Here is a 20,939-nt window from a genome sequence, read left to right on the forward strand (position 1 = left end):
TGAGGTTTCGGCGCCTGTGAGATCGAGCGCCGCCCGCGCGGCGCTCGATATACGCAACGGCACAGCAATCGAGGCGGACCATTCAAGCCTTGTTCAGGTACATCCGCGTCGTCAGCAGATAAACCGGCAACCCCGACACCACGATCAGCAGTGCCGCATAAGGCGCCGCCGCCGCGAACTCGACGTTGGCTGTATGCGCCCACACCTCGGTGGCCAGTGTGGTCATCCCGGTCGGGCTGAGCAGTAGCGTGGCAGTCAGCTCCTTCATGGCATCCAGGAACACCAGCGCAAAAGCCGCCGCCATGGCCGGGAAGATGATCGGCAGGGTCACCCGGCAGAACGCGGTAAAGCTGCTCGCGCCCAGGGTGCGTGCAGCTTCCTCAAGCGTTGGCGAGGCCTTGTTCAGTGCGGTGCGTACCGGCGACTGCGCCAGTGGCAAAAACAGCAGCGCATAGGCCAGCAGCAGCAGTGCCGTGGTCTGGTACAGCGCCGGCACGTAGTGCAGGGCGAAGAACACCAGGGTCAGGGCAATCACCAGGCCGGGCAGGGCGTGCAGCAGGTAAGGCAGGCGCTCGGCCCAGATCGCCAGGCGACCCTTGTAGCGCACCACCAGGAAGCTGATCGGCAGGGCCAACAACACGCAGAAGCCAGCACCGCCAAGCGACACCGACAGCGAGGTGAACAGCGCCTTGGAGATGGCCGCTACCGGGAATGCTGCCGATGAACCCACGCTCAGCCAGTAGCCGAGCATGGCCAGCGGAATACCGCTGCCCAGCACCGCCAGGCCCACGCAGAACAGCTGCGCCAGCGCCGACCAGCCACGCAGCCGTACCGGTTGCGCACGCCGGGCTACGCCCTGGCCGATGCGCACATGGCGGGCTTTGCCGCGTACGCGCAGTTCCAGCCACAGCATCACCAGGCACATCGCCAGCAACACGGCAGACAGCATGGCCGCGTTGGCGTTGCTGAACTCCAGTTCGAACTGTTGGTAGATGGCGGTGGTGAAGGTTTGCAGGCCGAGGATCGACAAGGCGCCGAACTCAACCAGCATGTGCAGGGCAATCAGCAGCGCACCGCCGAGCATCGATGGCCACAGCAGCGGCAGGGTGACCTTGCTGAACACGCCCCAGCGGCTGCACCCCAAGGTGCGCGCCGACTCCTCCAGCGAGGTGTCGAGGTTGCGCAGGGTTGCGGCAACGGGCAGGAACACCAACGGGTATTTGGACAGGGCCATGACCATGATCGCCCCGCCGAGGCCTTCGAAGTCCGAACTCAGCGACACCCAGGTGAAGCTGCTGACGAACGACGGCACGGCGAACGGCAGGCACAGCACCACGCCCCACAGCCGGCGGCCGGCCAGGTTGCTGCGCTCCAGCAGCCAGGCCAGCGCCAGGCCGACCACCATGCACGTCAGCGTCACCCCGACCATCAGCAACAGGGTGTTGCGCATCAGCCCCCAGACAAAGGGGCGCCACAGCAGGTGCAAGGCTTCGCGCCAGCCGGCTTCCCAGGCTTTGATGGCGACATAGGCCAGTGGCAGCAGGCTCATCGCCACCAGGAACAGCACAGGCAGCACCACCCAGATGGAGGGGCGCTTGCTGCGCGGTACGAAGCGCACCGGCGCCGGTGCGGACAGGGCGGCAGTCATCAGAGCAGACCGACCTCGCGCTCAAGCTCGATGGCTTCTTCGGCGTTACCCAGGTCAGCCGGCGAGATCTTCGGCGGGCGCAGCTCATCGAACGGCTTCAGGCCACGGTCAGAAACCATGCCCTTGTGCAGCGGGTACTCAGCGGTGGTCTGGGTGATCACGCGCTGGCCTTCTTCGCTGGCCATCCAGTTGAGCAGGGCCTGGGCTTCTTTCGGGTGCTTGCTGGCCTTGACCACGGCCGCGCCGGAGATGGTGACCAGGTTGCCGGCATCGCCGTCGGCCAGGTAGTAGAGTTTGGTGTCCAGCTTGCCGCGTTCGCGTTCAAGCGCGTACCAGTAGTAGTTGTTCACCAGTACCGCAGCCACTTCGCCTTTTTCCACGGCTTTGAGGGCGACCATGTTATTGGTGTAGGTCTTGCCGAAGGCTTTCAGGCCGGTCAGCCATTCTTCGGTGGCTTCTCGACCGTGCATTTTCAGGATGGCCACGGCCTGCTCCTGGAACGCACCACTGGTGGGTACATAGCCGACGCGGCCTTCCCACTCGGGGTTGGCGAAGTCCATCACCGTGGTTGGCAGGTCTTTTTCGTCGACCTTTTTCGGGTTGTACACCACGATGCGGGTACGGGCCGTGATGCCCATCCAGGTGCCGTTGGCGCCAACGTACTCCTTGGGCACCATGTTCGAGGTGGCGTCGTCGATCTTTGCCAGCAGGCCCAGCTCGCCCAGGTTGTTCAGGGGCGGGGACTCTTCGGTGTAGATGATGTCGGCCGGCGACCGGTCGCCTTCTTCGATGATCTGGCTGGCCAGCTGGTTGCTGCTGCCCTTGCGAATGTCGATGTGAATACCGGTCTTGGCCTCGTAGGCCTTGGCGATGGCTTCGCCGATTTCCTTGTGCTGACCGTTGTACATGGTCAGGGTGACCGGTGCGTCTGCCATGGCGGCCGGAGCGCCGATGACCAGGCTCAGCACGGCGGCGGCCAAGGTGCGCATCAGCGGTTGCGGGCGGATCGTCATGCGGGTACTTCCTCGCTTACGGCTACATATTTGGAAACAATGGTAAACGAAATTGTTTCTCAAGTGGCCGTATGACGAGAAATTCATGGGCAGACCATGGTGTAGGCACTGGGAGCGCGCGGGAAGGGCGGGGGCAAAAAACGCAGGCAAGAAAAAACCCACTAGCAAGCTAGTGGGTTTTTATATGGTGCCCAGGAGAAGACTCGAACTTCCACGACCTTGCGGTCACTGATACCTGAAACCAGCGCGTCTACCAATTCCGCCACCTGGGCAAAGCTTTGCATCATCTGATGAAGGCGACTATTGTTCGCTTTCACACAGTAGTAACAGATCCTTGGTCATCTATTACTTGGAAATATTTGGTGCCCAGGAGAAGACTCGAACTTCCACGACCTTGCGGTCACTGATACCTGAAACCAGCGCGTCTACCAATTCCGCCACCTGGGCACACATTCGAGATTACAAGATGCTTTACAGCGCCGTTCATCTCTACTACAACGTCGGGGTTGTCCGTCGTTGTGGTGCGCACTATACGGACGCTCCCCAGGGCTGTAAACCCCCCAATCAAAAAAAATTTCAAAAAATTCAACTTGTTGATTCCACAGGCCTATTACTGCTTTGGAAGCACAGCAGTGGGGGCTGTCCAAGCCAGACATTTCCGGTTTCAATAGGCCTATGCCAGAATTCCTATCTATATACCCCAAGGTGAACCCCTTCTGATGGCCGATTGGCAATCCCTCGATCCCGAGGCCGCTCGCGAAGCGGAAAAATACGACAACCCCATTCCCAGCCGTGAGCTGATCCTGCAGCGCCTTGCTGACCGTGGCGAGCCCGCTGCGCGCGAGGAGCTGGCGAAAGAGTTTGGTCTGTATGAAGAAGACCAGATCGAAGCCCTGCGCCGCCGTCTGCGTGCCATGGAACGCGACGGCCAGCTTATCTATACCCGGCGCGGCACTTATGCCCCGGTGGACAAGCTCGACCTGATCTGCGGCCGTATCTCCGGCCATCGCGATGGGTTTGGTTTCCTCATCCCCGATGATGGCAGCGATGACCTGTTCCTCAGCCCGTCGCAGATGCGCCTGGCCTTCGATGGCGACCGTGCATTGGCGCGGGTGTCCGGTACCGACCGCCGTGGGCGCCGTGAAGGCGTGATCGTCGAGGTCATCTCCCGTGCCCACGAAAGCGTGGTCGGCCGCTACTTCGAAGAAGGCGGCATTGGCTACGTAACCCCGGACAACCCGAAAATCCAGCAGGAAGTGCTGGTGACCGCCGGGCGTAATGGTGGTGCCAAGATCGGCCAGTTTGTCGAAATCAAGATCACCCACTGGCCAACCCCGCGCTTCCAGCCGCAAGGCGATGTGGTAGAGGTCATCGGCAACTACATGGCGCCGGGCATGGAAATCGACGTTGCCCTGCGCAGCTACGACATCCCGCACGTCTGGCCCGAAGATGTGGTCAAGGAAGCGCGCAAGTTCCGCTCCGAAGTCGAAGAGAAGGACAAAGAGAAGCGCGTCGACCTGCGTCATTTGCCGTTCGTCACCATCGACGGTGAAGACGCCCGCGACTTCGATGACGCTGTCTATTGCGAACCGCTGGGTAAGCTGCGCCTGTTCTCCGGTGGCTGGCGCCTGTATGTGGCCATCGCCGACGTATCCAGCTATGTGCGCCTGGGCTCGGCCCTGGACGTCGAGGCCCAGCAACGCGGTAACTCGGTGTACTTCCCCGAGCGCGTGGTGCCGATGCTCCCCGAAGAGCTGTCCAACGGCCTGTGCTCGCTGAACCCGCACGTCGACCGCTTGGCCATGGTCTGTGAAATGACCATGAACAAAGCCGGCCAGATGGTCGACTACCAGTTCTACGAAGGCGTCATCCACTCCCACGCCCGCCTGACCTACAACAAGGTCAGCAGCATGCTCGAGCACGCCCGCACCCGTGAGGGCAAGGCGCTGCGCGAAGAGTACAAGGAAGTCGTGCCGGACCTGAAGAACCTGTACAACCTGTACAAGGTGCTGCTGGATGCCCGTCACGCCCGGGGTGCCATCGATTTCGAGACCCAGGAAACCCGAATCATCTTCGGCGATCAGCGCAAGATCGCGGAAATTCGCCCAACTGTTCGTAACGACGCCCACAAGCTGATCGAGGAATGCATGCTGGCGGCCAACGTGGCCACCGCCGAGTTCCTTCAGAAGCACGGCGTGCCGGCACTGTACCGGGTGCACGACGGCCCGCCGCCGGAGCGCCTGGAAAAGCTGCGTGCGTTCCTCGGCGAGCTGGGCTTGAGCCTGCACAAGGGCAAGGACCCGTCGCCGAAGGATTACCAGGCCCTGCTGGCAAGCATCGCCGGGCGCCCGGATTTCCACCTGATCCAGACCGTAATGCTGCGCTCGCTGAGCCAGGCGGTGTACAGCACCGAAAACAACGGCCACTTCGGCTTGAATTACGAGGCCTACACCCACTTCACCTCGCCGATCCGCCGTTACCCGGACCTGCTGGTGCACCGCGCCATCCGCAGCATCATCCGTTCCAAGGTCGACACCCCGCACGTGAAGCGTGCCGGCGCCATGAGCATCCCCAAGGCGCGCATCTACCCGTACGACGAAAACACTCTCGAGCAGCTTGGTGAGCAGTGCTCGATGACCGAGCGCCGGGCTGATGAAGCCACCCGTGACGTGGTCAACTGGCTCAAGTGCGAGTACATGAAGGATCGCGTGGGCGAAACCTTCCCGGGTGTGATCACCGCGGTGACCGGCTTCGGCCTGTTCGTCGAGCTGACCGATATCTATGTGGAAGGCCTGGTACACGTCAGTGCGCTGCCGGGCGACTACTACCACTTCGACCCGGTCCACCACCGCCTGTCCGGTGAGCGCACCGGGCGCAGCTTCCGCCTGGGCGACACGATTGAAGTCAAGGTCATGCGTGTTGACCTGGACGAGCGCAAGATCGACTTCGAAGTGGCCGACAAGACGCTGGCTGCGCCGATCGGCCGCAAGCAGCGAGGCGCCGCACCGGTTGCCGACAAAGCCGACAAGCCCGAGCCAGCACCGGTCGAGGCCAGGGCCACGCCGAAGCCGCGCAGCCGCAAGAGCGAAACCTCCGAGGCGTATTTCCCGAAAGACGCCGTGCAGCGTAACGCCGAAGTGCGCAAAAGCCGTGAAATGAAAAAGGCGCTGATGAGCGATGCCCGCACCGGCAGCTCGTCCAGCAGCAAGTCGGACAAAGGCGGCAAGGCCGCCGGCAAACCGACCAAGCACCGTAAAGGCCCGCCGAAGTCCGGCGCGCCACGCAAGAGCAAGAGCAAGTCATGAGTCAGCTGGAAAAGATCTACGGCGTGCATGCCGTGCAGGCGCTGCTGAAGCACCATCCGAAGCGGGTCAAGCAGATCTGGCTGTCGGAAGGGCGCAGCGAGCCACGCCTGCAGACCCTGCTGGCGCTGGCTGCGGAAAACCGCGTGCAGGTTGGCCAGGCCGAGCGCCGTGAGATGGACGCCTGGGTTGAAGGTGTGCACCAGGGCGTTGTCGCCGAGGTGAGCCCAAGCCAGGTGTGGGGCGAATTGATGCTCGAAGAGTTGCTCGAGCGCATCGAAACGCCGCCGCTGATCCTGGTGCTGGACGGTGTTACCGACCCGCACAACCTCGGCGCATGCCTGCGCACGGCCGATGCGGCCGGTGCCACGGCGGTGCTGGTGCCCAAGGATAAGTCGGCGACCCTGACGCCTGTGGTGCGCAAGGTGGCGTGCGGCGCGGCAGAGGTGATTCCGCTGGTAGCCGTGACCAACCTGGCGCGTACGCTGGAGAAGCTGCAGCAGCGTGGCTTGTGGGTGGTAGGTACCGCCGGCGAGGCCGAGCAGGAGATTTACCAACAGGACCTGACCGGGCCTCTGGTCATGATCATGGGCGCCGAAGGCAAAGGCATGCGCCGGTTGACCCGCGAGCACTGCGACTTCCTGGTGAAGTTGCCGATGGGCGGTAGCGTCAGCAGCCTGAACGTTTCGGTGGCAACCGGGGTTTGCCTGTTCGAAGCCGTGCGCCAGCGTCAGGCCAAGCGCTGATCTTCAGCCTGTTCCGGCCCATTCGCGGGCGCGCCCGCTCCCACAGGTTTTTCACTGGCTTTCAAGCAGTGGGGTCCCTGTGGGAGCGGGTTTACCCGCGAAAGGGCCGGTAGCCTGTGAATATGTTTCAGGCTGTTCAAATATTCGCCAATTGCCTTGCTTGTGCGCCACGCCTTCTCTACAATTGCGCCCCTTGCCGAGCTGGCAGGCGCTCATGTGCCTCCCCTCCGTGCAAGACATACAGTGTCATTCACTCCTTGTCTGACCAGATACGCTGGCAGACTACTAACCCGTAAGGAGCATTCATGCGTCATTACGAAATCATCTTCCTGGTTCACCCGGACCAGAGCGAGCAAGTCGGCGGCATGGTTGAGCGTTACACCAAGCTGATCGAAGAAGACGGTGGCAAAATCCACCGCCTGGAAGACTGGGGCCGTCGTCAACTGGCCTACGCAATCAACAATGTTCACAAGGCTCACTACGTGATGCTGAACGTTGAGTGCACCGGCAAGGCCCTGGCCGAGCTGGAAGACAACTTCCGCTACAACGATGCCGTTATCCGTAACCTGGTCATCCGTCGCGACGAAGCCGTTACCGGCCAGTCCGAGATGCTGAAGGCTGAAGAAAACCGCAGCGAGCGCCGTGAGCGTCGTGAGCGTCCTGAGCATGCTGACTCCGCCGAAGGCGACGACAGCAATGACAGCGACTCCAGCGATAACGCTGACGAGTAATCCACGGACCTTTAGAGGAGCCTATTAAATGGCACGTTTCTTCCGTCGTCGTAAATTCTGCCGCTTCACTGCTGAAGACGTGAAAGAGATCGACTTCAAAGATCTCAACACCCTGAAAGCTTACGTATCCGAAACCGGCAAGATCGTTCCAAGCCGCATCACCGGTACCAAAGCTCGTTATCAGCGTCAGCTGGCTACCGCTATCAAGCGCGCCCGCTTCCTGGCCCTGCTGCCCTACACCGACAGCCACGGCCGCTGAGACCGGGTCGTCGACAAGCAGTAAGGGATTAGCATGCGAGCGTTAGCAAGTTTCATCATGCGCGGTCGTGTGCAGGCCACCCTCGTGGTGGTCATCAGCGCGGTACTGCCGCTGCTGTTCTGGTTGAGTGCCGCTGCATGCAGCTTTGTGCTGCTGCGGCGTGGTTTCAAGGATGCTACAACGGTCATCGCCGGCGGCCTGCTGGCCGGGTTGGCCGTGTGGGTCATGGGCGATCCCATCACCTTTCTGGTGATTGCAGGAGCCCTGAGCCTGGCCGCCCTGTTGCGAGCCGAGCATCCCTGGAGCCGGGTGTTGGTGGTCAGTGCCGTGTTCGCCGTGGCTTTCAGCCTCGTGCTCGATCTGGCGCTGGCGCAAACCTTCGATGTGCTGGCCAAGGCGTTTGCCGAAGCCATGCCGAAAATCGAGGGGCAACCCGTGCTCTCCGGTGAGCTGATCCGCCCTGTGCTGGTCGCTTCCACAGCAGTGACGGTGCAATTGTTCAGTGTGCTGGCCTTGGTGCTGGCGCGCTACTGGCAGGCAGCGTTGTACAACCCTGGAGGCTTCGGTCGCGAGTTTCGCGCCCTGAAGTTGCCAAAACAGACCATGGCGGTCTTGGTGGCAGTGATGGTGGTGGCTCCGTTCCTCGGACCGCAGTTCATCATCCTGGCATCGGCTTCGAGCCTGGTACTGGTACTGGCCGGCATCGCTTTGATGCATGGGCTGGTGGCACAGGGCCGACTGGCCGGTTTCTGGCTGGTGGGCATGTACGTGACGCTACCGCTGATCATGCAGCTGATTTATCCGTTGCTGGTGGTTTTGGCCATTGTCGACAGCCTGATTGATTTTCGCGGTCGCAAGTCCCCCAAGGGGAATGACTCCGCGAACGGTGAAGGTTAAAAGTTAAGAGGTTTTACCAAATGGAACTGATCCTGCTGGAAAAAGTCGCTAACCTGGGCAACCTGGGCGACAAAGTAAAAGTTAAGGCTGGTTACGGCCGTAACTTCCTGCTGCCATTCGGCAAGGCCACCGTTGCCAACGCCGCCAACCTGGCTGCGTTCGAAGAGCGTCGCGCCGAGCTGGAAAAAGCAGCTGCTGACCGTAAATCGTCGGCTGAAAGCCGCGCTGCCCAACTGGCCGAGCTGGAAGTGACCATCACTGCCACCGCTGGCGACGAAGGCAAGCTGTTCGGTTCGATCGGCACCCACGACATCGCTGACGCCCTGACCGCCTCCGGCGTTGAAGTGGCCAAGGCTGAAGTTCGTCTGCCGAACGGCACCATCCGTCAGGTTGGCGAATACGACGTAGCCGTGCACCTGCACAGCGACGTTGAAGCCACCGTACGCGTGGTTGTCGTAGCTGCCTAAGCTGCGCTAACTGGCTGGCTCCTTGCGGGTCAGGCGGTTAACATCGGGCACGGTCCTGTTTTATACAGGCCGTGCCCTTTGTCTTTTTCATCCTCCAGAATTCTTTCGTGGCCATGAACGAGATCACAACCTCCGAACAGCTTGACCTGCAAACCGCCGCCCTGAAGGTGCCGCCGCATTCCATCGAGGCCGAACAGGCCGTGCTCGGTGGCCTGATGCTGGACAACAACGCCTGGGAGCGGGTGCTGGATCAGGTTTCGGATGGCGATTTCTACCGGCATGACCATCGCCTGATCTACCGTGCCATCCATAAGCTGGTGGACCTTAACCACCCGTTCGACGTGGTCACGTTGCACGAGCAGTTGGACAAGGAAGGCGTTTCGTCGCAGGTCGGCGGCCTGGCTTACTTGGCGGAACTGGCCAAGAACACGCCATCGGTGGCCAACATCAAGGCCTACGCCGCGATCATTCGCGAGCGCGCCACGCTGCGCCAGCTGATCAGCATCAGCACCGATATTGCCGACAACGCCTTTAACCCCCAAGGTCGCAACGCCGAGGAAATTCTCGACGACGCCGAACGGCAGATTTTCCAGATTGCCGAGGCGCGGCCAAAGACCGGCGGCCCGGTAGGCGTCAACGAGCTGTTGACCAAGGCCATCGACCGCATCGATACGCTGTTCAACTCTGACAGCGAAATTACCGGTGTTTCCACCGGTTACACCGACCTGGACGAGAAGACCAGCGGCCTGCAGCCGGCGGACTTGATCATTGTCGCCGGCCGACCCTCGATGGGTAAGACCACGTTTGCCATGAACCTGGTCGAGAATGCCGTGCTGCGCAGCGACAAGGCTGTGCTGGTGTTCTCCCTCGAGATGCCAGGTGAATCGCTGATCATGCGTATGCTCTCGTCCTTGGGCCGTATTGACCAGACCAAAGTGCGTTCTGGCCAGCTGGACGACGACGACTGGCCGCGCCTGACTTCGGCAGTCAACCTGCTCAACGATCGCAAGCTGTTCATCGACGATACAGCGGGCATCAGCCCTTCGGAAATGCGTTCGCGGACTCGCCGCCTGGCGCGTGAGCACGGCGAAATCGGCCTGATCATGGTCGACTACCTGCAGTTGATGCAGATTCCAGGTTCCGGTGGTGATAATCGGACCAACGAAATTTCCGAGATTTCTCGCTCCCTCAAGGCCCTTGCCAAAGAGTTCAACTGCCCGGTCGTAGCACTGTCCCAGCTGAACCGCTCCCTTGAGCAACGGCCAAACAAGCGCCCGATCAACTCCGACTTGCGTGAGTCCGGTGCAATCGAGCAGGACGCCGACGTGATCATGTTCGTCTACCGTGACGAGGTGTATCACCCGGAGACCGAGCACAAGGGCATTGCCGAAATCATCATCGGCAAACAGCGTAACGGCCCCATCGGCTTTGTACGCCTGGCGTTTATTGGTAAGTACACCCGCTTCGAAAACTTGGCGCCGGGGATGTACAACTTTGATGATGATGAGTGACGACTGCTGAGCTTGATCAAAGTGGTCGGCGAGTTGGTGGGAGACTACGAATACATTACAGGTGCTGAGTCTGCCGCTACCAGTGTCTGCCGCCAGGCCCTGTATTTTGTGTTTTGTGGGGGTTTCGAATGTTGCCCCCCCTGACTTTGGTTGCGGTAAACCCGAGAAGAAAATTATTAATTGGATTGCTGATGCGGTGAGCGACAAACTTTCCGCTCTTGTCGATTTCATCGGCAACGGAGACGGGGCCATCGTAACCTGAGGATTGTACCCCGGTTAGTTTGGCCATTTCATCAGCGACTGAATAGCCCCCGAAATTCTCAGGTGTAGCAGAGTAGCAAGCTAAAAAATGTGTTTGTCTACCCTGCATTTTAATACCCTTTTGGTTAAGTCTGATGAAAATATCCAAAGCTGAATAGTTGAGTTCATTTCCCGATAACACACCTTTTTCGCCGTGACTCAGGATGTAAAGGGTGTCGAGATTGCCATCTGTTCGACGCTTTTCAGCGAAAGCAGTTATCCCATCATGTTGCCACAGGATATCGCCACGATACGTTTTCTTCGGGTGAAGCTTGGCATTAAAGTTAATTATAGATTGAGTAACCAATCCGGTGGGGTCACTGCCGTTAATAGGGTCGTTCAGGGTGAATGCGTAGTAGTTAAGGCCACCTTTGGAGAATGGGCTTAAGGGGTCTGGGCTGGTAAATCGCATGATGGACGGGTTGTAGAGTCTGCGACCATTTCCGAGTAGGTAACCGCTGCTGATAGGGTCTTTTCGCTCACCTTTGAAGCCCCATTCGTTTTTAGAGGGGCTGCTGAATCCAAAAGCGCTGTAGCGGTAAGACACAACTTGGTTTGGAGCGGTGGCGAGAAGTGGAGTGTTAAAAAGATCAACGCTCAGAAGTCGCTGGGGGTTCTGCTGAACTTTAAGCGAGAGGTTGTATCTACCGTACCTGAAAAATGATTCGCTCGTGGAGGCATGCGCAATATGTGACAATGTATCTTCGCAATAAAAGTATCGCATATTTCATCCTCGCTGCTAGTAGCTTTAAAATTTTTACTGTACTTCTTGATTTGGCTTCGTGGTACTGACAAAAATGCTAGGCAGAATTGTCTATCAATTCTGGATGTGCGCTCAGGGGACATGTCGTCGTAAATGTCGATAAATAGAGAGCTCCGCTTGCGAAGCTCCGCAAAGGCGGCACTCAATCTGACAGGCGCAGCAAACCTGCCGGCGTACGCCCGACAGCTCTTGGCAGGCCTCAAGACGAAAGTCATGCGGAGCGCGCTACGATTCTTGACCTGGTTGTCGCCTGGATGTGCCCTTTCGCGGGCATGCCCGCGAAGAGGCCCGGCCAGGCGGTCGAGAATTTCGAGTATTTGCGCGAACTGACCATCACCGGGTTGATGGATGAGAAGCCGATGATGATCTGGGCTGCCCATTAGCTGAGTGCGATGGCCAAGGCGCTGATGGATGATGCTGAGTTGGGGATGAAGCAGTGAGGTGTTGGCTTCAGGATGCATGAACACCTGGCAACCCCACCACCACAACCCCCAAGCCAGCCATCCGGAACCCCCGCCCACCCAACCGTCGCCCCACCCACCAATCCCCACGAATCCAGTCGGATTTGGTCAAAATTTGTGCTATATTCCGCGCCCGCGATTTCCCTGCACACCAGAACCGGTCACTGACATGCAAGCAGCCAAACCACTCTACGACTATCCCAAGTACTGGGCCGAATGCTTCGGGCCAGCACCTTTCCTGCCAATGAGCAGGCAGGAGATGGATCTGCTCGGCTGGGATTCCTGCGACATCATCATCGTGACCGGTGATGCCTACGTCGACCATCCGTCGTTCGGCATGGCCATCATCGGCCGCCTGCTGGAAGCCCAGGGCTTCCGCGTGGGCATCATCGCCCAGCCGAACTGGCAGTCGAAAGACGACTTCATGAAGCTTGGCGAGCCGAACCTGTTCTTCGGCGTGGCCGCGGGCAACATGGATTCGATGATCAACCGCTACACCGCAGACAAGAAGATCCGTTCCGACGACGCCTATACCCCAGGTGGCCTGGCCGGCAGCCGTCCGGACCGCGCCAGCCTGGTGTACAGCCAGCGCTGCAAGGAAGCCTACAAGCATGTGCCGATCGTACTCGGCGGCATCGAGGCTTCGCTGCGCCGCATCGCCCACTACGACTACTGGCAGGACAAGGTGCGTCACTCGATCCTGATCGACGCCAGCGCCGACATCCTGCTGTTCGGCAACGCCGAGCGTGCGGTGGTGGAAGTGGCCCAGCGCCTGGCCAGTGGCGAGACGATCGAGAGCATCACTGACATCCGCGGCACCGCGTTCGTGCGCCGTGATACCCCGCAGGGCTGGTTCGAGATCGACTCCACCCGCATCGACCGCCCGGGCCGCGTCGACAAGATCATCAACCCGTACGTAAACACCCAGGACACCCAGGCCTGCGCCATCGAGCAGGCCAAGGGCGACCAGGAAGACCCGAACGAAGCCAAGGTCGTGCAGATTCTCGACAGCCCGAGCGTGACCCGGGAAAAGTCGGTAATCCGCCTGCCGTCGTTCGAAAAAGTACGTAACGACCCGGTACTCTATGCCCATGCCAACCGCGTGCTGCACCTGGAGACCAACCCGGGTAACGCCCGCGCCCTGGTGCAAAAGCATGGCGAAGTGGATGTGTGGTTCAACCCGCCACCCATCCCCATGACCACCGAAGAAATGGACTACGTGTTCGGCATGCCCTACGCCCGTGTGCCACACCCGGCCTATGGCAAGGAGCGCATCCCGGCCTACGAGATGATCCGTTTCTCGGTGAACATCATGCGTGGCTGCTTCGGTGGCTGCACCTTCTGCTCGATCACCGAGCACGAAGGCCGCATCATCCAGAACCGCTCGCACGAGTCGATCCTGCACGAGATCGAAGAGATGCGCGACAAGGTGCCGGGCTTCACCGGCGTGGTCTCCGACCTTGGCGGGCCGACCGCCAACATGTACCGCATCGCCTGCAAGAGCCATGAAATCGAGAAGCACTGCCGCAAGCCGTCGTGCGTGTTCCCGGGTATCTGCGAAAACCTTAACACCGACCACAGCTCGCTGATCGAGCTGTACCGCAAGGCCCGTGCCCTGCCAGGTGTGAAGAAGATCCTGATCGCCTCGGGCCTGCGCTACGACCTGGCCGTGGAGTCGCCGGAGTACGTCAAGGAGCTGGTTACCCACCACGTGGGCGGCTACCTGAAGATTGCCCCGGAGCACACCGAGCGTGGCCCGCTGGACAAGATGATGAAGCCGGGTATCGGCTCGTACGACCGCTTCAAGCGTATGTTCGAGAAGTACTCGAAAGAGGCGGGCAAGGAGCAGTACCTGATCCCGTACTTTATCGCCGCTCACCCGGGCACCACCGACGAAGACATGATGAACCTGGCCCTGTGGCTAAAGGGTAACGGCTTCCGCGCTGACCAGGTGCAGGCGTTCTACCCGTCGCCGATGGCCTCGGCCACGGCCATGTACCACTCGGGCAAGAACCCGCTGCGCAAAGTGACCTACAAGAGTGAAGGGGTGGAGATCGTCAAGAGCGACGAGCAACGCCGCCTGCACAAGGCGTTCTTGCGCTACCACGACCCGAAGGGCTGGCCGATGCTGCGTGAAGCGCTGGAACGTATGGGTCGCGCCGACCTGATCGGGCCGGGCAAGCACCAGCTGATCCCGCTGCACCAGCCGCAATCCGACACGTACCAGAGCGCGCGCCGCAAGAACTCGACGCCTGCGGGTAGCCACAAGGTGGGCAAGGAGCAGAAGATCCTCACCCAGCACACCGGCCTGCCGCCACGTGGTAGCGATGGCAGCAAGCCATGGGACAAGCGTGAGAAGGCCAAGGCCGAGGCGTTTGCGCGTAACCAGCAGGCGGCCAAGGAACGCAAGGAAGCAGCCAAGGGCGGTAAGGGTAACAAGAAGCCGCGTCAGCCCGTTATTCCGCGCTGATTGATCTGTTTGGGGCTGCTTTGCAGCCCTTTCGCGGCACAAGGCCGCTCCTACAAGAAACCGCGATTCCCTGTAGGAGCGGCCTTGTGCCGCGAAAGGACCGCAAAGCGGTCCCAAAAATCTCGGATTTAGTCAGGCTGCTTGTCGACCCACTTCGGCACCACCGGCGCCACAAAGCTGTCCATCCCGTCCAGCAGCGCGTCCGGCTGCTGCCCCAGCAGCAACATCGCCCGATGTTGCGGCCGCACAAAGCCTTCTTCGACGATATGGTCGAGGAACCCGCCCAGTTTCTCGTAGAAGCCGCTCACATCCAGCAGCCCCAGCGGCTTGGCGTGATAGCCCAGTTGCCCCCAGGTCCATACCTCGAACAATTCTTCCAGCGTACCCAGTCCACCCGGCAGGGCGATGAAGGCATCGCTAAGCTCGGCCATGCGTGCCTTGCGGGCATGCATGCCGTCGACCACTTCCAGGCGGCTGAGGCCCTTGTGGCCGATTTCGGCGTTCATCAGGCTTTCGGGAATGATCCCGATCACTTCGCCACCGGCCGCCATGGCCGCGTCGGCAACAGTGCCCATCAGGCCGACAGCGCCGCCGCCATAGACCAGGGTCAGGCCGCGGCGCGCAATGGCCCGGCCAAGTGCGATGGCTGCTTCACGGTAGGCAGGGGTGGCGCCGATGCTGGCGCCGCAGAACACACAAACGGAACGTACGGGCATTGCTCATCTCCTGTCACTCAGGTGGACAGGGTACGGCGCATGCCCGTCGCTTCCAAGGCCACGTTCATTCCGGGCGGGAGAATTCGCAGATGGCGCCCGTTGCCCCATGGGCATAGGCGGCGAGCAGGCTGTTGATAAATGCAGAGGTGGGCATTTGGTATTGCTCCTAAATGAGAGGTTGTCCCATCGTCTATTAAAAGGGCATGATGTGCTCTTAGATTGGTTGTATACAATCCATTGAACAATTCTACTGGCTGGCCTGTTGACACCCCCTTGACCCATATCAGCAAGGGGCTGAACGGTTTCAGGCAGTCTCGCAATTGATAAAACCCTGCCAAGGAGATTCATGATGTTTGCGAAAGCTGTAGCGGTATCCCTGCTGACCCTCGCCAGCGCCTCTGTCTTTGCAGCCGAATGCTCGGTGACTGTTGAATCGACGGACCAGATGTCCTACACCACCAAAGAATTCACCGTCGACAAGAGCTGCAAGGAGTTCACCGTCAAACTGACCCACTCCGGCAACCTGCCGAAGAACGTCATGGGCCACAACCTGGTGATCAGCAAGACTGCCGACATGCAGGGCATTGCCACTGAAGGCATGACCCAGGGCATCGACAAGGGCTACCTGAAGGAAGATAACGCCAACATCATCGCCCACACCGCGATGATCGGTGCACCGGAAAAAGAGACCGAAGTGAAGTTCGACACTTCCAAGCTGGAAGCCGGTGGTGACTACAGCTTCTTCTGCACCTTCCCGGGCCACATCTCGATGATGAAAGGCAAGGTCGTCGTCAAGTAAGACAGTTTGAAGCCGGGGAGGGCTTTGCCCTCCTTTCGCGACACAAGGCCGCTCCTACAGGACTGCGCAATTCCGAATACTGCGCAGTCCTGTAGGAGCGGCCTTGTGTCGCGAAAGGGCCGCCAAGCGGCCCCAGAGGTCTCACGGGGCGAACGGCAATTCGCGCTTGTGCTGGGTCTTGCGGTAGGTAGCAACGATGATATCGAACGCCGCCTGATCAACCGGCAACCCATGCAGGAAGGCATCGATCTGCTGGTAGGTCACGCCATGCGATGCTTCGTCCGGTTTGCCCGGCTCCAGGTCCTCAAGGTCGGCAGTCGGCACCTTCTCCACCAGTGACTCCGGTGCGCCAAAGCTGCGCGCAATCGCCCGTACCTGGTTCTTCACCAGCCCGCTCAGGGGCGCCAGGTCGCAGGCACCATCACCAAACTTGGTAAAGAAGCCCATTACCGCCTCGGCGGCGTGGTCGGTACCGATCACCAGGCCCGCGCGGGCCCCGGCGATGGTGTACTGGGCAACCATGCGGGTACGTGCCTTGACGTTGCCCACCACAAAGTCCACCAGCGTCGGCGAGCCGTTCTTCAATTCCACCACTTCAGCGGCCAATGCCCGCACCGCCGGGGCGATATCCACCGTGTGCACTTCATCGGCCTTGATCACGTCCAGACAGGCCTGGGCGTCATGCTCGTCATGTTGCACCTGGTAGGGCAGGCGCACGGCAATGAAGGTGTATGCCTTGTCGCCGGTTTCGGCCCGCAGTTCATTCACGGCGCGCTGGGCGAGCAAGGCGGCAGTCAGCGAGTCGACACCGCCGCTGATGCCCAGCACCAGGGTCTTGAGCCGGGCGTTGGCCAGGCAATCCTTGATGAACGCCACACGCCGGGCGACTTCGGCCTCGAGCGCTGCAGCGTCGGCGAACGGCGGCTGTACCTTCAGCGCCTGGGCAATCTCTTGCTGAACCGCTTGCATGGGTTACTCCTTGCTGGGGACTTTGAATACGTGGCGCATGTAGGCGACGAAGTTCTCGTCTCGGCATTGGGTCTTGGCGGCCTCATCCGAGATCTTGGCCACTGGCGCGCCGTTGCAGTCGGTCATTTTAAGCACGATGTTCATCGGCGCCACACCCGGTATGTCGCAGGTCAGGTTGGTGCCGATGCCAAAGCTGACGTTGATGCGACCGCGCAGGGCACGGAAGATCTCCAGTGAGCGGGTCAGGTTGAGGCCGTCGGAAAACACCAGGGTCTTGGTCATCGGGTCGATACCCAGTTTCTGGTAATGGGCAATGGCCTTCTCCGCCCAGGCCACCGGCTCGCCCGAGTCGTGGCGCAGGCCGTCGAACAGCTTGGCGAAGTACAGGTCGAAATCGCCGAGGAAGGCATCCATGGTGATGCAGTCGGTCAGGGCGATGCCGAGCAGGCCGCGGTACTCGCGTACCCAGCAGTCCAGCGCGGCGATCTGGCTGTCGATCAGGCGCGGGCCGAGTTGCTGGTGGGCCATGATCCACTCATGGGCCATGGTGCCCAGCGGCTTGATATCCAGTTTCCATGCCAGGTCGACGTTGCTGGTGCCGACGAAGCGGGCCGGGAAGTCGTCGCGCAGCACCCGCACCACGTCTTCCTGCACACGGCTGGAAAAGCGCCGGCGGGTGCCGAAGTCGGCTACCTGCAGGTTGGCCAGTTCGTCATCGCTGGCATGCGCGCGCAGCCAGTCGAACTTGCGGTACAGCTGGTCGCGAGCCTCGGCCAGGCGCATGTGCGGGTGCAGATGGCGGTTGCGCACTTCGCTGATGATGGCCAGCAGTGGCACTTCGAACAGGATCACATGCAGCCACGGGCCTTTCAGGCGCAGGAACAGCTGGTCGTTTTCAATGCCGATACGCACGTAGCGAAGGTTGAAGCGGAACAGGCGCAGAAAGCGCAGGAAGTCGGGCTTGAGGAAGCTGATGCGTTCGAGGAAGGCCAGCTGGCCATCATCCAGGGTGAGGTCGCTGAGCAGTTCGAGCTGGTGGCGGATCTCGCCCAGGTAGGGGCGCAGGTCCTCGCCGTTACGGCAGCGGAATTCCCATTCGACGTCGGCGTCCGGGTAGTTGTGCAACACGCCCTGCATCATCGTGAGTTTGTAGAAGTCAGTGTCGAGCAGGTTGTGCACGATGCGCTCGGCGAATGCGCTCTCGCTCATCAAGGGGGCTCCGGAAGCGGCGAATGGCCGACATTGTGCCAGCCTTTTGGGCGTTGTTGTGTCTGGGCTGGCCTCTTCGCGGGTGAACCCGCTCCCACAGGGCTGCGTATCTGCCAAAACAGAGGTGTTTTTCCGTGCACCGGCTAGCCTTCAAACGGTGCCGCCTGTAGCAGTCGCGCACCAGCGGTGTGCACTTCGGTGACGTCCGCTGTTACAGGGCGGTTGCACGTAAACACTTGCCAGGGTTGCAATGATGGCACATGGCGGTTGCTCCTTGTCTGTACGTGTGGTGGCGCCTGCCGCGCAGCAGACGGTTGCACGCTCAATAAAGAAAAGGCCGTCGGTCGCCTGCAGCGCACCTGCGAAGTGTGTTTTCCCGGAAGACAAAACCTATGGCACGGCCCTTGCTCTGAGCACAGGGTTGAGAAGTTGTAGTGCCAACCAAAAAAAAACTCTAGGAGCACCACCTCATGTCGCAGACGTTTTACAAGAAAGGTTTCCTGGCTCTGGCCGTAGCTACGGCCCTAGGTGTTTCTTCGTATGTTCAGGCCGACGTCAAGATCGGTGTAGCGGGCCCGATGACCGGGGCTAACGCGGCGTTTGGCGAGCAGTACATGAAAGGTGCGCAGGCAGCGGCCGACAAGATCAACGCCGCCGGTGGCGTGAACGGCGAGAAAATCGTCCTGGTCAAAGGCGATGACGCCTGCGAACCGAAGCAGGCCGTGGCCGTGGCCAACCGCCTGGCCGATCAGGACAAGGTGATCGGCGTAGTGGGCCACTTCTGTTCTTCCAACACCATTCCGGCGTCCGAGGTGTATGACGAAGCGGGCATCATCGCCATTACCCCGGGCTCCACCAACCCAGCGGTCACGGAGCGCGGCCTGAGCGCCATGTTCCGCATGTGCGGCCGTGACGACCAGCAGGGTATCGTTGCTGGCGACTACATCGTCGACGTGCTCAAGGGCAAGAAAGTCGCGGTGCTGCACGACAAGGACACCTACGGCCAGGGCTTGGCTGATGCGACCAAGGCACAGCTGGAGAAACGCGGCGTGGAGCCTGTGCTGTACGAAGGCCTGACCCGCGGCGAAAAAGACTTCAGCGCCGTGGTTACCAAGATCCGCTCCACCGGTGCCGACGTTGTCTACTTCGGCGGCCTGCACCCAGAGGCCGGGCCGCTGGTGCGCCAGCTGCGCGAGCAGGGCCTGAAGGACGTCAAATTCATGTCCGATGACGGCATCGTCACCGACGAACTGGTGTCCACTGCCGGCGGCGCGCAATACGTCGATGGCGTGTACATGACCTTCGGCGCCGACCCGCGCCTGCTGCCAGACAGCAAGGCGGTGGTGGAGGAGTTCCGCAAGGCCGGTACCGAACCTGAAGGCTACACCCTGTATGCCTACGCCTCGCTGGAAGCCTTGGCCGCTGCGTTCAACGGCGCCAAGTCGAACAAGGGCGAAGACGCGGCCAAGTGGCTGAAGGCCAACCCGGTCAAGACCGTCATGGGCGAGAAGAAGTGGGACAGCAAGGGTGACCTGACCGTGTCCGACTACGTGGTCTACCAGTGGGACAAAGACGGTAAATACCACCAGCTGGAAAAACAAAAATAATAACGGCCCACGGCCCGGGCTGATGCCCGGGCCCAAGCCCCTGCGGTACCTGTCTTTATTCGGAGATCTGCACGGTTCTGCACTGCGGGGGCCGCTTCATCCGTGGCCTGCCGTGGTCGGCGCTCGTGCAATCTCAATCAGGTGAGATTGCGTTATGGATGGTATTTTCCTGCAGCAACTGGTCAACGGCCTGACCCTCGGGTCGGTCTATGGCCTGATCGCCATCGGCTACACAATGGTCTATGGCATCATCGGCATGATCAACTTCGCGCACGGCGAGGTGTATATGATTTCCGCGTACCTCGCGGCAATCAGCCTGGCATTGCTGGCCTATTTCGGCGTCGAGTCGTTCCCGCTCCTGATGTTGGGCACGCTGTTGTTCACCGTCGTCGTCACGGGCGTCTATGGGTTCACCATCGAACGCATCGCCTACAAACCCCTGCGTAACTCCACCCGCCTGGCGCCGCTGATCAGTGCCATCGGCATCTCGCTGATCCTGCAGAACTACGCACAGATCAGCCAGGGCGCCCGCCAGCAAGGCGTGCCGACCCTGCTTGAAGGGGCCTGGCGTGTCGAAGTCGGCACCGGCTTCGTGCAACTGACCTACACCAAGATCTTCATCCTGATCGCCGCCTTCGTGGGCATGGGCCTGCTCACCTACGTGATCAAGTACACCAAGCTCGGCCGCATGTGCCGTGCCACACAGCAAGACCGCAAGATGGCCTCGATCCTGGGCATCAACACCGACCGGGTGATTTCGTACGTGTTTGTCATCGGTGCGGTAATGGCCGCCCTGGCCGGTGTGCTGATCACCATGAACTACGGCACCTTCGACTTCTATGCCGGCTTCATCATCGGCATCAAGGCGTTCACCGCCGCAGTGCTCGGTGGTATCGGCTCGCTGCCTGGCGCCATGCTTGGCGGCATCATCCTGGGGATTTCCGAGTCGCTGTTCTCTGGCCTGATCAACTCCGACTACAAGGACGTGTTCAGCTTCTCGCTGCTGGTGATGATCCTTATCTTCCGCCCACAAGGCCTGCTGGGTCGCCCGCTCGTGGCTAAGGTGTGAAC

At 60.5% G+C, this 20,939-nt stretch carries 17 protein-coding genes and 2 tRNA genes; 11 read left to right on the forward strand and 8 right to left on the reverse strand.

Going from position 1 to position 20,939, the window contains the following annotated elements; genetic code table 11:
- Window positions 1–82: 82 nt before the first annotated feature.
- The 4 genes from E8E78_RS25570 to E8E78_RS25585 form a co-directional block, all read right to left on the reverse strand.
- On the reverse strand, window positions 83–1,648 hold the full coding sequence (locus E8E78_RS25570; RefSeq protein WP_049275644.1) for an iron ABC transporter permease: 1,566 nt from the start codon (window positions 1,646–1,648) through the stop codon (window positions 83–85).
- Window positions 1,648–2,661: an extracellular solute-binding protein gene (locus E8E78_RS25575; protein WP_016501876.1), complete on the reverse strand. Its 1,014-nt coding sequence runs from the start codon at window positions 2,659–2,661 to the stop codon at window positions 1,648–1,650. The genes E8E78_RS25570 and E8E78_RS25575 overlap by 1 nt, the downstream gene beginning before the upstream one ends.
- Before the next feature lie 185 nt (window positions 2,662–2,846).
- Window positions 2,847–2,933 (reverse strand) — tRNA-Leu (locus E8E78_RS25580).
- A gap of 88 nt (window positions 2,934–3,021) precedes the next feature.
- Window positions 3,022–3,108 (reverse strand) — tRNA-Leu (locus E8E78_RS25585).
- 272 nt (window positions 3,109–3,380) lie between these two features.
- On the opposite strand from E8E78_RS25585, the gene rnr reads away from it, so the two are divergent.
- From rnr to dnaB, 7 genes are all read left to right on the forward strand, one after another.
- Complete coding sequence (rnr, locus tag E8E78_RS25590) at window positions 3,381–5,966, forward strand: ribonuclease R (protein WP_049278202.1); 2,586 nt, start codon at window positions 3,381–3,383, stop codon at window positions 5,964–5,966.
- Window positions 5,963–6,709: a 23S rRNA (guanosine(2251)-2'-O)-methyltransferase RlmB gene (gene rlmB, locus E8E78_RS25595; protein WP_049278200.1), complete on the forward strand. Its 747-nt coding sequence runs from the start codon at window positions 5,963–5,965 to the stop codon at window positions 6,707–6,709. Before rnr ends, rlmB begins: the two co-directional genes overlap by 4 nt.
- A 305-nt stretch (window positions 6,710–7,014) precedes the next feature.
- A complete protein-coding gene (rpsF, locus tag E8E78_RS25600) occupies window positions 7,015–7,440 on the forward strand; it encodes a 30S ribosomal protein S6 (RefSeq protein ID WP_003249557.1) in 426 nt (141 codons plus the stop codon).
- Window positions 7,441–7,468: 28 nt separating this feature from the next.
- On the forward strand, window positions 7,469–7,699 hold the full coding sequence (gene rpsR / locus E8E78_RS25605; RefSeq protein ID WP_003249563.1) for a 30S ribosomal protein S18: 231 nt from the start codon (window positions 7,469–7,471) through the stop codon (window positions 7,697–7,699).
- A gap of 33 nt (window positions 7,700–7,732) precedes the next feature.
- On the forward strand, window positions 7,733–8,596 hold the full coding sequence (locus tag E8E78_RS25610) for a hypothetical protein (protein WP_049278197.1): 864 nt from the start codon (window positions 7,733–7,735) through the stop codon (window positions 8,594–8,596).
- A 20-nt stretch (window positions 8,597–8,616) separates the two neighbouring features.
- Complete coding sequence (gene rplI / locus E8E78_RS25615) at window positions 8,617–9,063, forward strand: 50S ribosomal protein L9 (protein ID WP_012316464.1); 447 nt, start codon at window positions 8,617–8,619, stop codon at window positions 9,061–9,063.
- A 113-nt stretch (window positions 9,064–9,176) separates the two neighbouring features.
- The gene (gene dnaB / locus E8E78_RS25620) at window positions 9,177–10,574 is read left to right on the forward strand and encodes a replicative DNA helicase (RefSeq protein ID WP_016501872.1); all 1,398 of its coding nucleotides are present in this window, start codon (window positions 9,177–9,179) and stop codon (window positions 10,572–10,574) included.
- Window positions 10,575–10,650: 76 nt separating this feature from the next.
- Here dnaB and E8E78_RS25625 read toward each other — a convergent pair whose 3' ends face one another.
- Entirely contained in the window at window positions 10,651–11,598 is a 948-nt protein-coding gene (locus tag E8E78_RS25625) for an RHS repeat-associated core domain-containing protein (protein WP_080889147.1), read from the reverse strand.
- Window positions 11,599–12,267: 669 nt separating this feature from the next.
- Between E8E78_RS25625 and E8E78_RS25630 the strand changes: the two genes are divergently transcribed.
- A complete protein-coding gene (locus E8E78_RS25630; protein ID WP_041167906.1) occupies window positions 12,268–14,568 on the forward strand; it encodes a YgiQ family radical SAM protein in 2,301 nt (766 codons plus the stop codon).
- 128 nt (window positions 14,569–14,696) lie between these two features.
- Here the strand turns inward: E8E78_RS25630 and E8E78_RS25635 are convergent, their stop codons facing one another.
- Complete coding sequence (locus E8E78_RS25635; RefSeq protein WP_049277893.1) at window positions 14,697–15,284, reverse strand: TIGR00730 family Rossman fold protein; 588 nt, start codon at window positions 15,282–15,284, stop codon at window positions 14,697–14,699.
- Between the two features lie 349 nt (window positions 15,285–15,633).
- On the opposite strand from E8E78_RS25635, the gene azu reads away from it, so the two are divergent.
- Window positions 15,634–16,083 carry an azurin gene (gene azu / locus E8E78_RS25640; RefSeq protein WP_016501867.1) on the forward strand — a complete coding sequence of 150 codons (450 nt, stop codon included), beginning with the start codon at window positions 15,634–15,636 and terminating at the stop codon, window positions 16,081–16,083.
- 141 nt (window positions 16,084–16,224) lie between these two features.
- Here the strand turns inward: azu and nadE are convergent, their stop codons facing one another.
- Entirely contained in the window at window positions 16,225–17,052 is an 828-nt protein-coding gene (gene nadE, locus E8E78_RS25645; RefSeq protein WP_016501866.1) for an ammonia-dependent NAD(+) synthetase, read from the reverse strand.
- Window positions 17,053–17,055: 3 nt separating this feature from the next.
- Complete coding sequence (gene pncB / locus E8E78_RS25650; protein WP_016501865.1) at window positions 17,056–18,261, reverse strand: nicotinate phosphoribosyltransferase; 1,206 nt, start codon at window positions 18,259–18,261, stop codon at window positions 17,056–17,058.
- Between the two features lie 470 nt (window positions 18,262–18,731).
- Between pncB and E8E78_RS25655 the strand changes: the two genes are divergently transcribed.
- Window positions 18,732–19,868, forward strand: a complete 1,137-nt coding sequence (locus E8E78_RS25655) for a branched-chain amino acid ABC transporter substrate-binding protein (protein ID WP_061202537.1) — start codon at window positions 18,732–18,734, stop codon at window positions 19,866–19,868.
- A 154-nt stretch (window positions 19,869–20,022) separates the two neighbouring features.
- The gene (locus E8E78_RS25660) at window positions 20,023–20,937 is read left to right on the forward strand and encodes a branched-chain amino acid ABC transporter permease (RefSeq protein WP_016501863.1); all 915 of its coding nucleotides are present in this window, start codon (window positions 20,023–20,025) and stop codon (window positions 20,935–20,937) included.
- The last annotated feature ends 2 nt before the right edge of the window (window positions 20,938–20,939 follow it).

The organism is Pseudomonas sp. BN505 (genome assembly GCF_029873175.1).
In the GTDB taxonomy this organism is placed as follows: Bacteria; Pseudomonadota; Gammaproteobacteria; order Pseudomonadales; family Pseudomonadaceae; genus Aquipseudomonas; species Aquipseudomonas putida.

What these genes read in the sequence shown, in the direction of transcription:
- azu (WP_016501867.1), top strand. Translation starts at nt 15,634, where the DNA reads ATGTTTGCGAAAGCTGTAGCGGTATCCCTGCTGACCCTCGCCAGCGCC.
- rlmB (WP_049278200.1), top strand. Translation starts at nt 5,963, where the DNA reads ATGAGTCAGCTGGAAAAGATCTACGGCGTGCATGCCGTGCAGGCGCTG.
- E8E78_RS25635 (WP_049277893.1), bottom strand. Translation starts at nt 15,284, where the DNA reads ATGCCCGTACGTTCCGTTTGTGTGTTCTGCGGCGCCAGCATCGGCGCC.
- E8E78_RS25625 (WP_080889147.1), bottom strand. Translation starts at nt 11,598, where the DNA reads ATGCGATACTTTTATTGCGAAGATACATTGTCACATATTGCGCATGCC.
- E8E78_RS25630 (WP_041167906.1), top strand. Translation starts at nt 12,268, where the DNA reads ATGCAAGCAGCCAAACCACTCTACGACTATCCCAAGTACTGGGCCGAA.
- dnaB (WP_016501872.1), top strand. Translation starts at nt 9,177, where the DNA reads ATGAACGAGATCACAACCTCCGAACAGCTTGACCTGCAAACCGCCGCC.
- E8E78_RS25610 (WP_049278197.1), top strand. Translation starts at nt 7,733, where the DNA reads ATGCGAGCGTTAGCAAGTTTCATCATGCGCGGTCGTGTGCAGGCCACC.
- E8E78_RS25575 (WP_016501876.1), bottom strand. Translation starts at nt 2,661, where the DNA reads ATGACGATCCGCCCGCAACCGCTGATGCGCACCTTGGCCGCCGCCGTG.
- rpsR (WP_003249563.1), top strand. Translation starts at nt 7,469, where the DNA reads ATGGCACGTTTCTTCCGTCGTCGTAAATTCTGCCGCTTCACTGCTGAA.
- rplI (WP_012316464.1), top strand. Translation starts at nt 8,617, where the DNA reads ATGGAACTGATCCTGCTGGAAAAAGTCGCTAACCTGGGCAACCTGGGC.
- rnr (WP_049278202.1), top strand. Translation starts at nt 3,381, where the DNA reads ATGGCCGATTGGCAATCCCTCGATCCCGAGGCCGCTCGCGAAGCGGAA.
- E8E78_RS25655 (WP_061202537.1), top strand. Translation starts at nt 18,732, where the DNA reads ATGTCGCAGACGTTTTACAAGAAAGGTTTCCTGGCTCTGGCCGTAGCT.
- E8E78_RS25570 (WP_049275644.1), bottom strand. Translation starts at nt 1,648, where the DNA reads ATGACTGCCGCCCTGTCCGCACCGGCGCCGGTGCGCTTCGTACCGCGC.
- nadE (WP_016501866.1), bottom strand. Translation starts at nt 17,052, where the DNA reads ATGCAAGCGGTTCAGCAAGAGATTGCCCAGGCGCTGAAGGTACAGCCG.
- pncB (WP_016501865.1), bottom strand. Translation starts at nt 18,261, where the DNA reads ATGAGCGAGAGCGCATTCGCCGAGCGCATCGTGCACAACCTGCTCGAC.
- E8E78_RS25660 (WP_016501863.1), top strand. Translation starts at nt 20,023, where the DNA reads ATGGATGGTATTTTCCTGCAGCAACTGGTCAACGGCCTGACCCTCGGG.
- rpsF (WP_003249557.1), top strand. Translation starts at nt 7,015, where the DNA reads ATGCGTCATTACGAAATCATCTTCCTGGTTCACCCGGACCAGAGCGAG.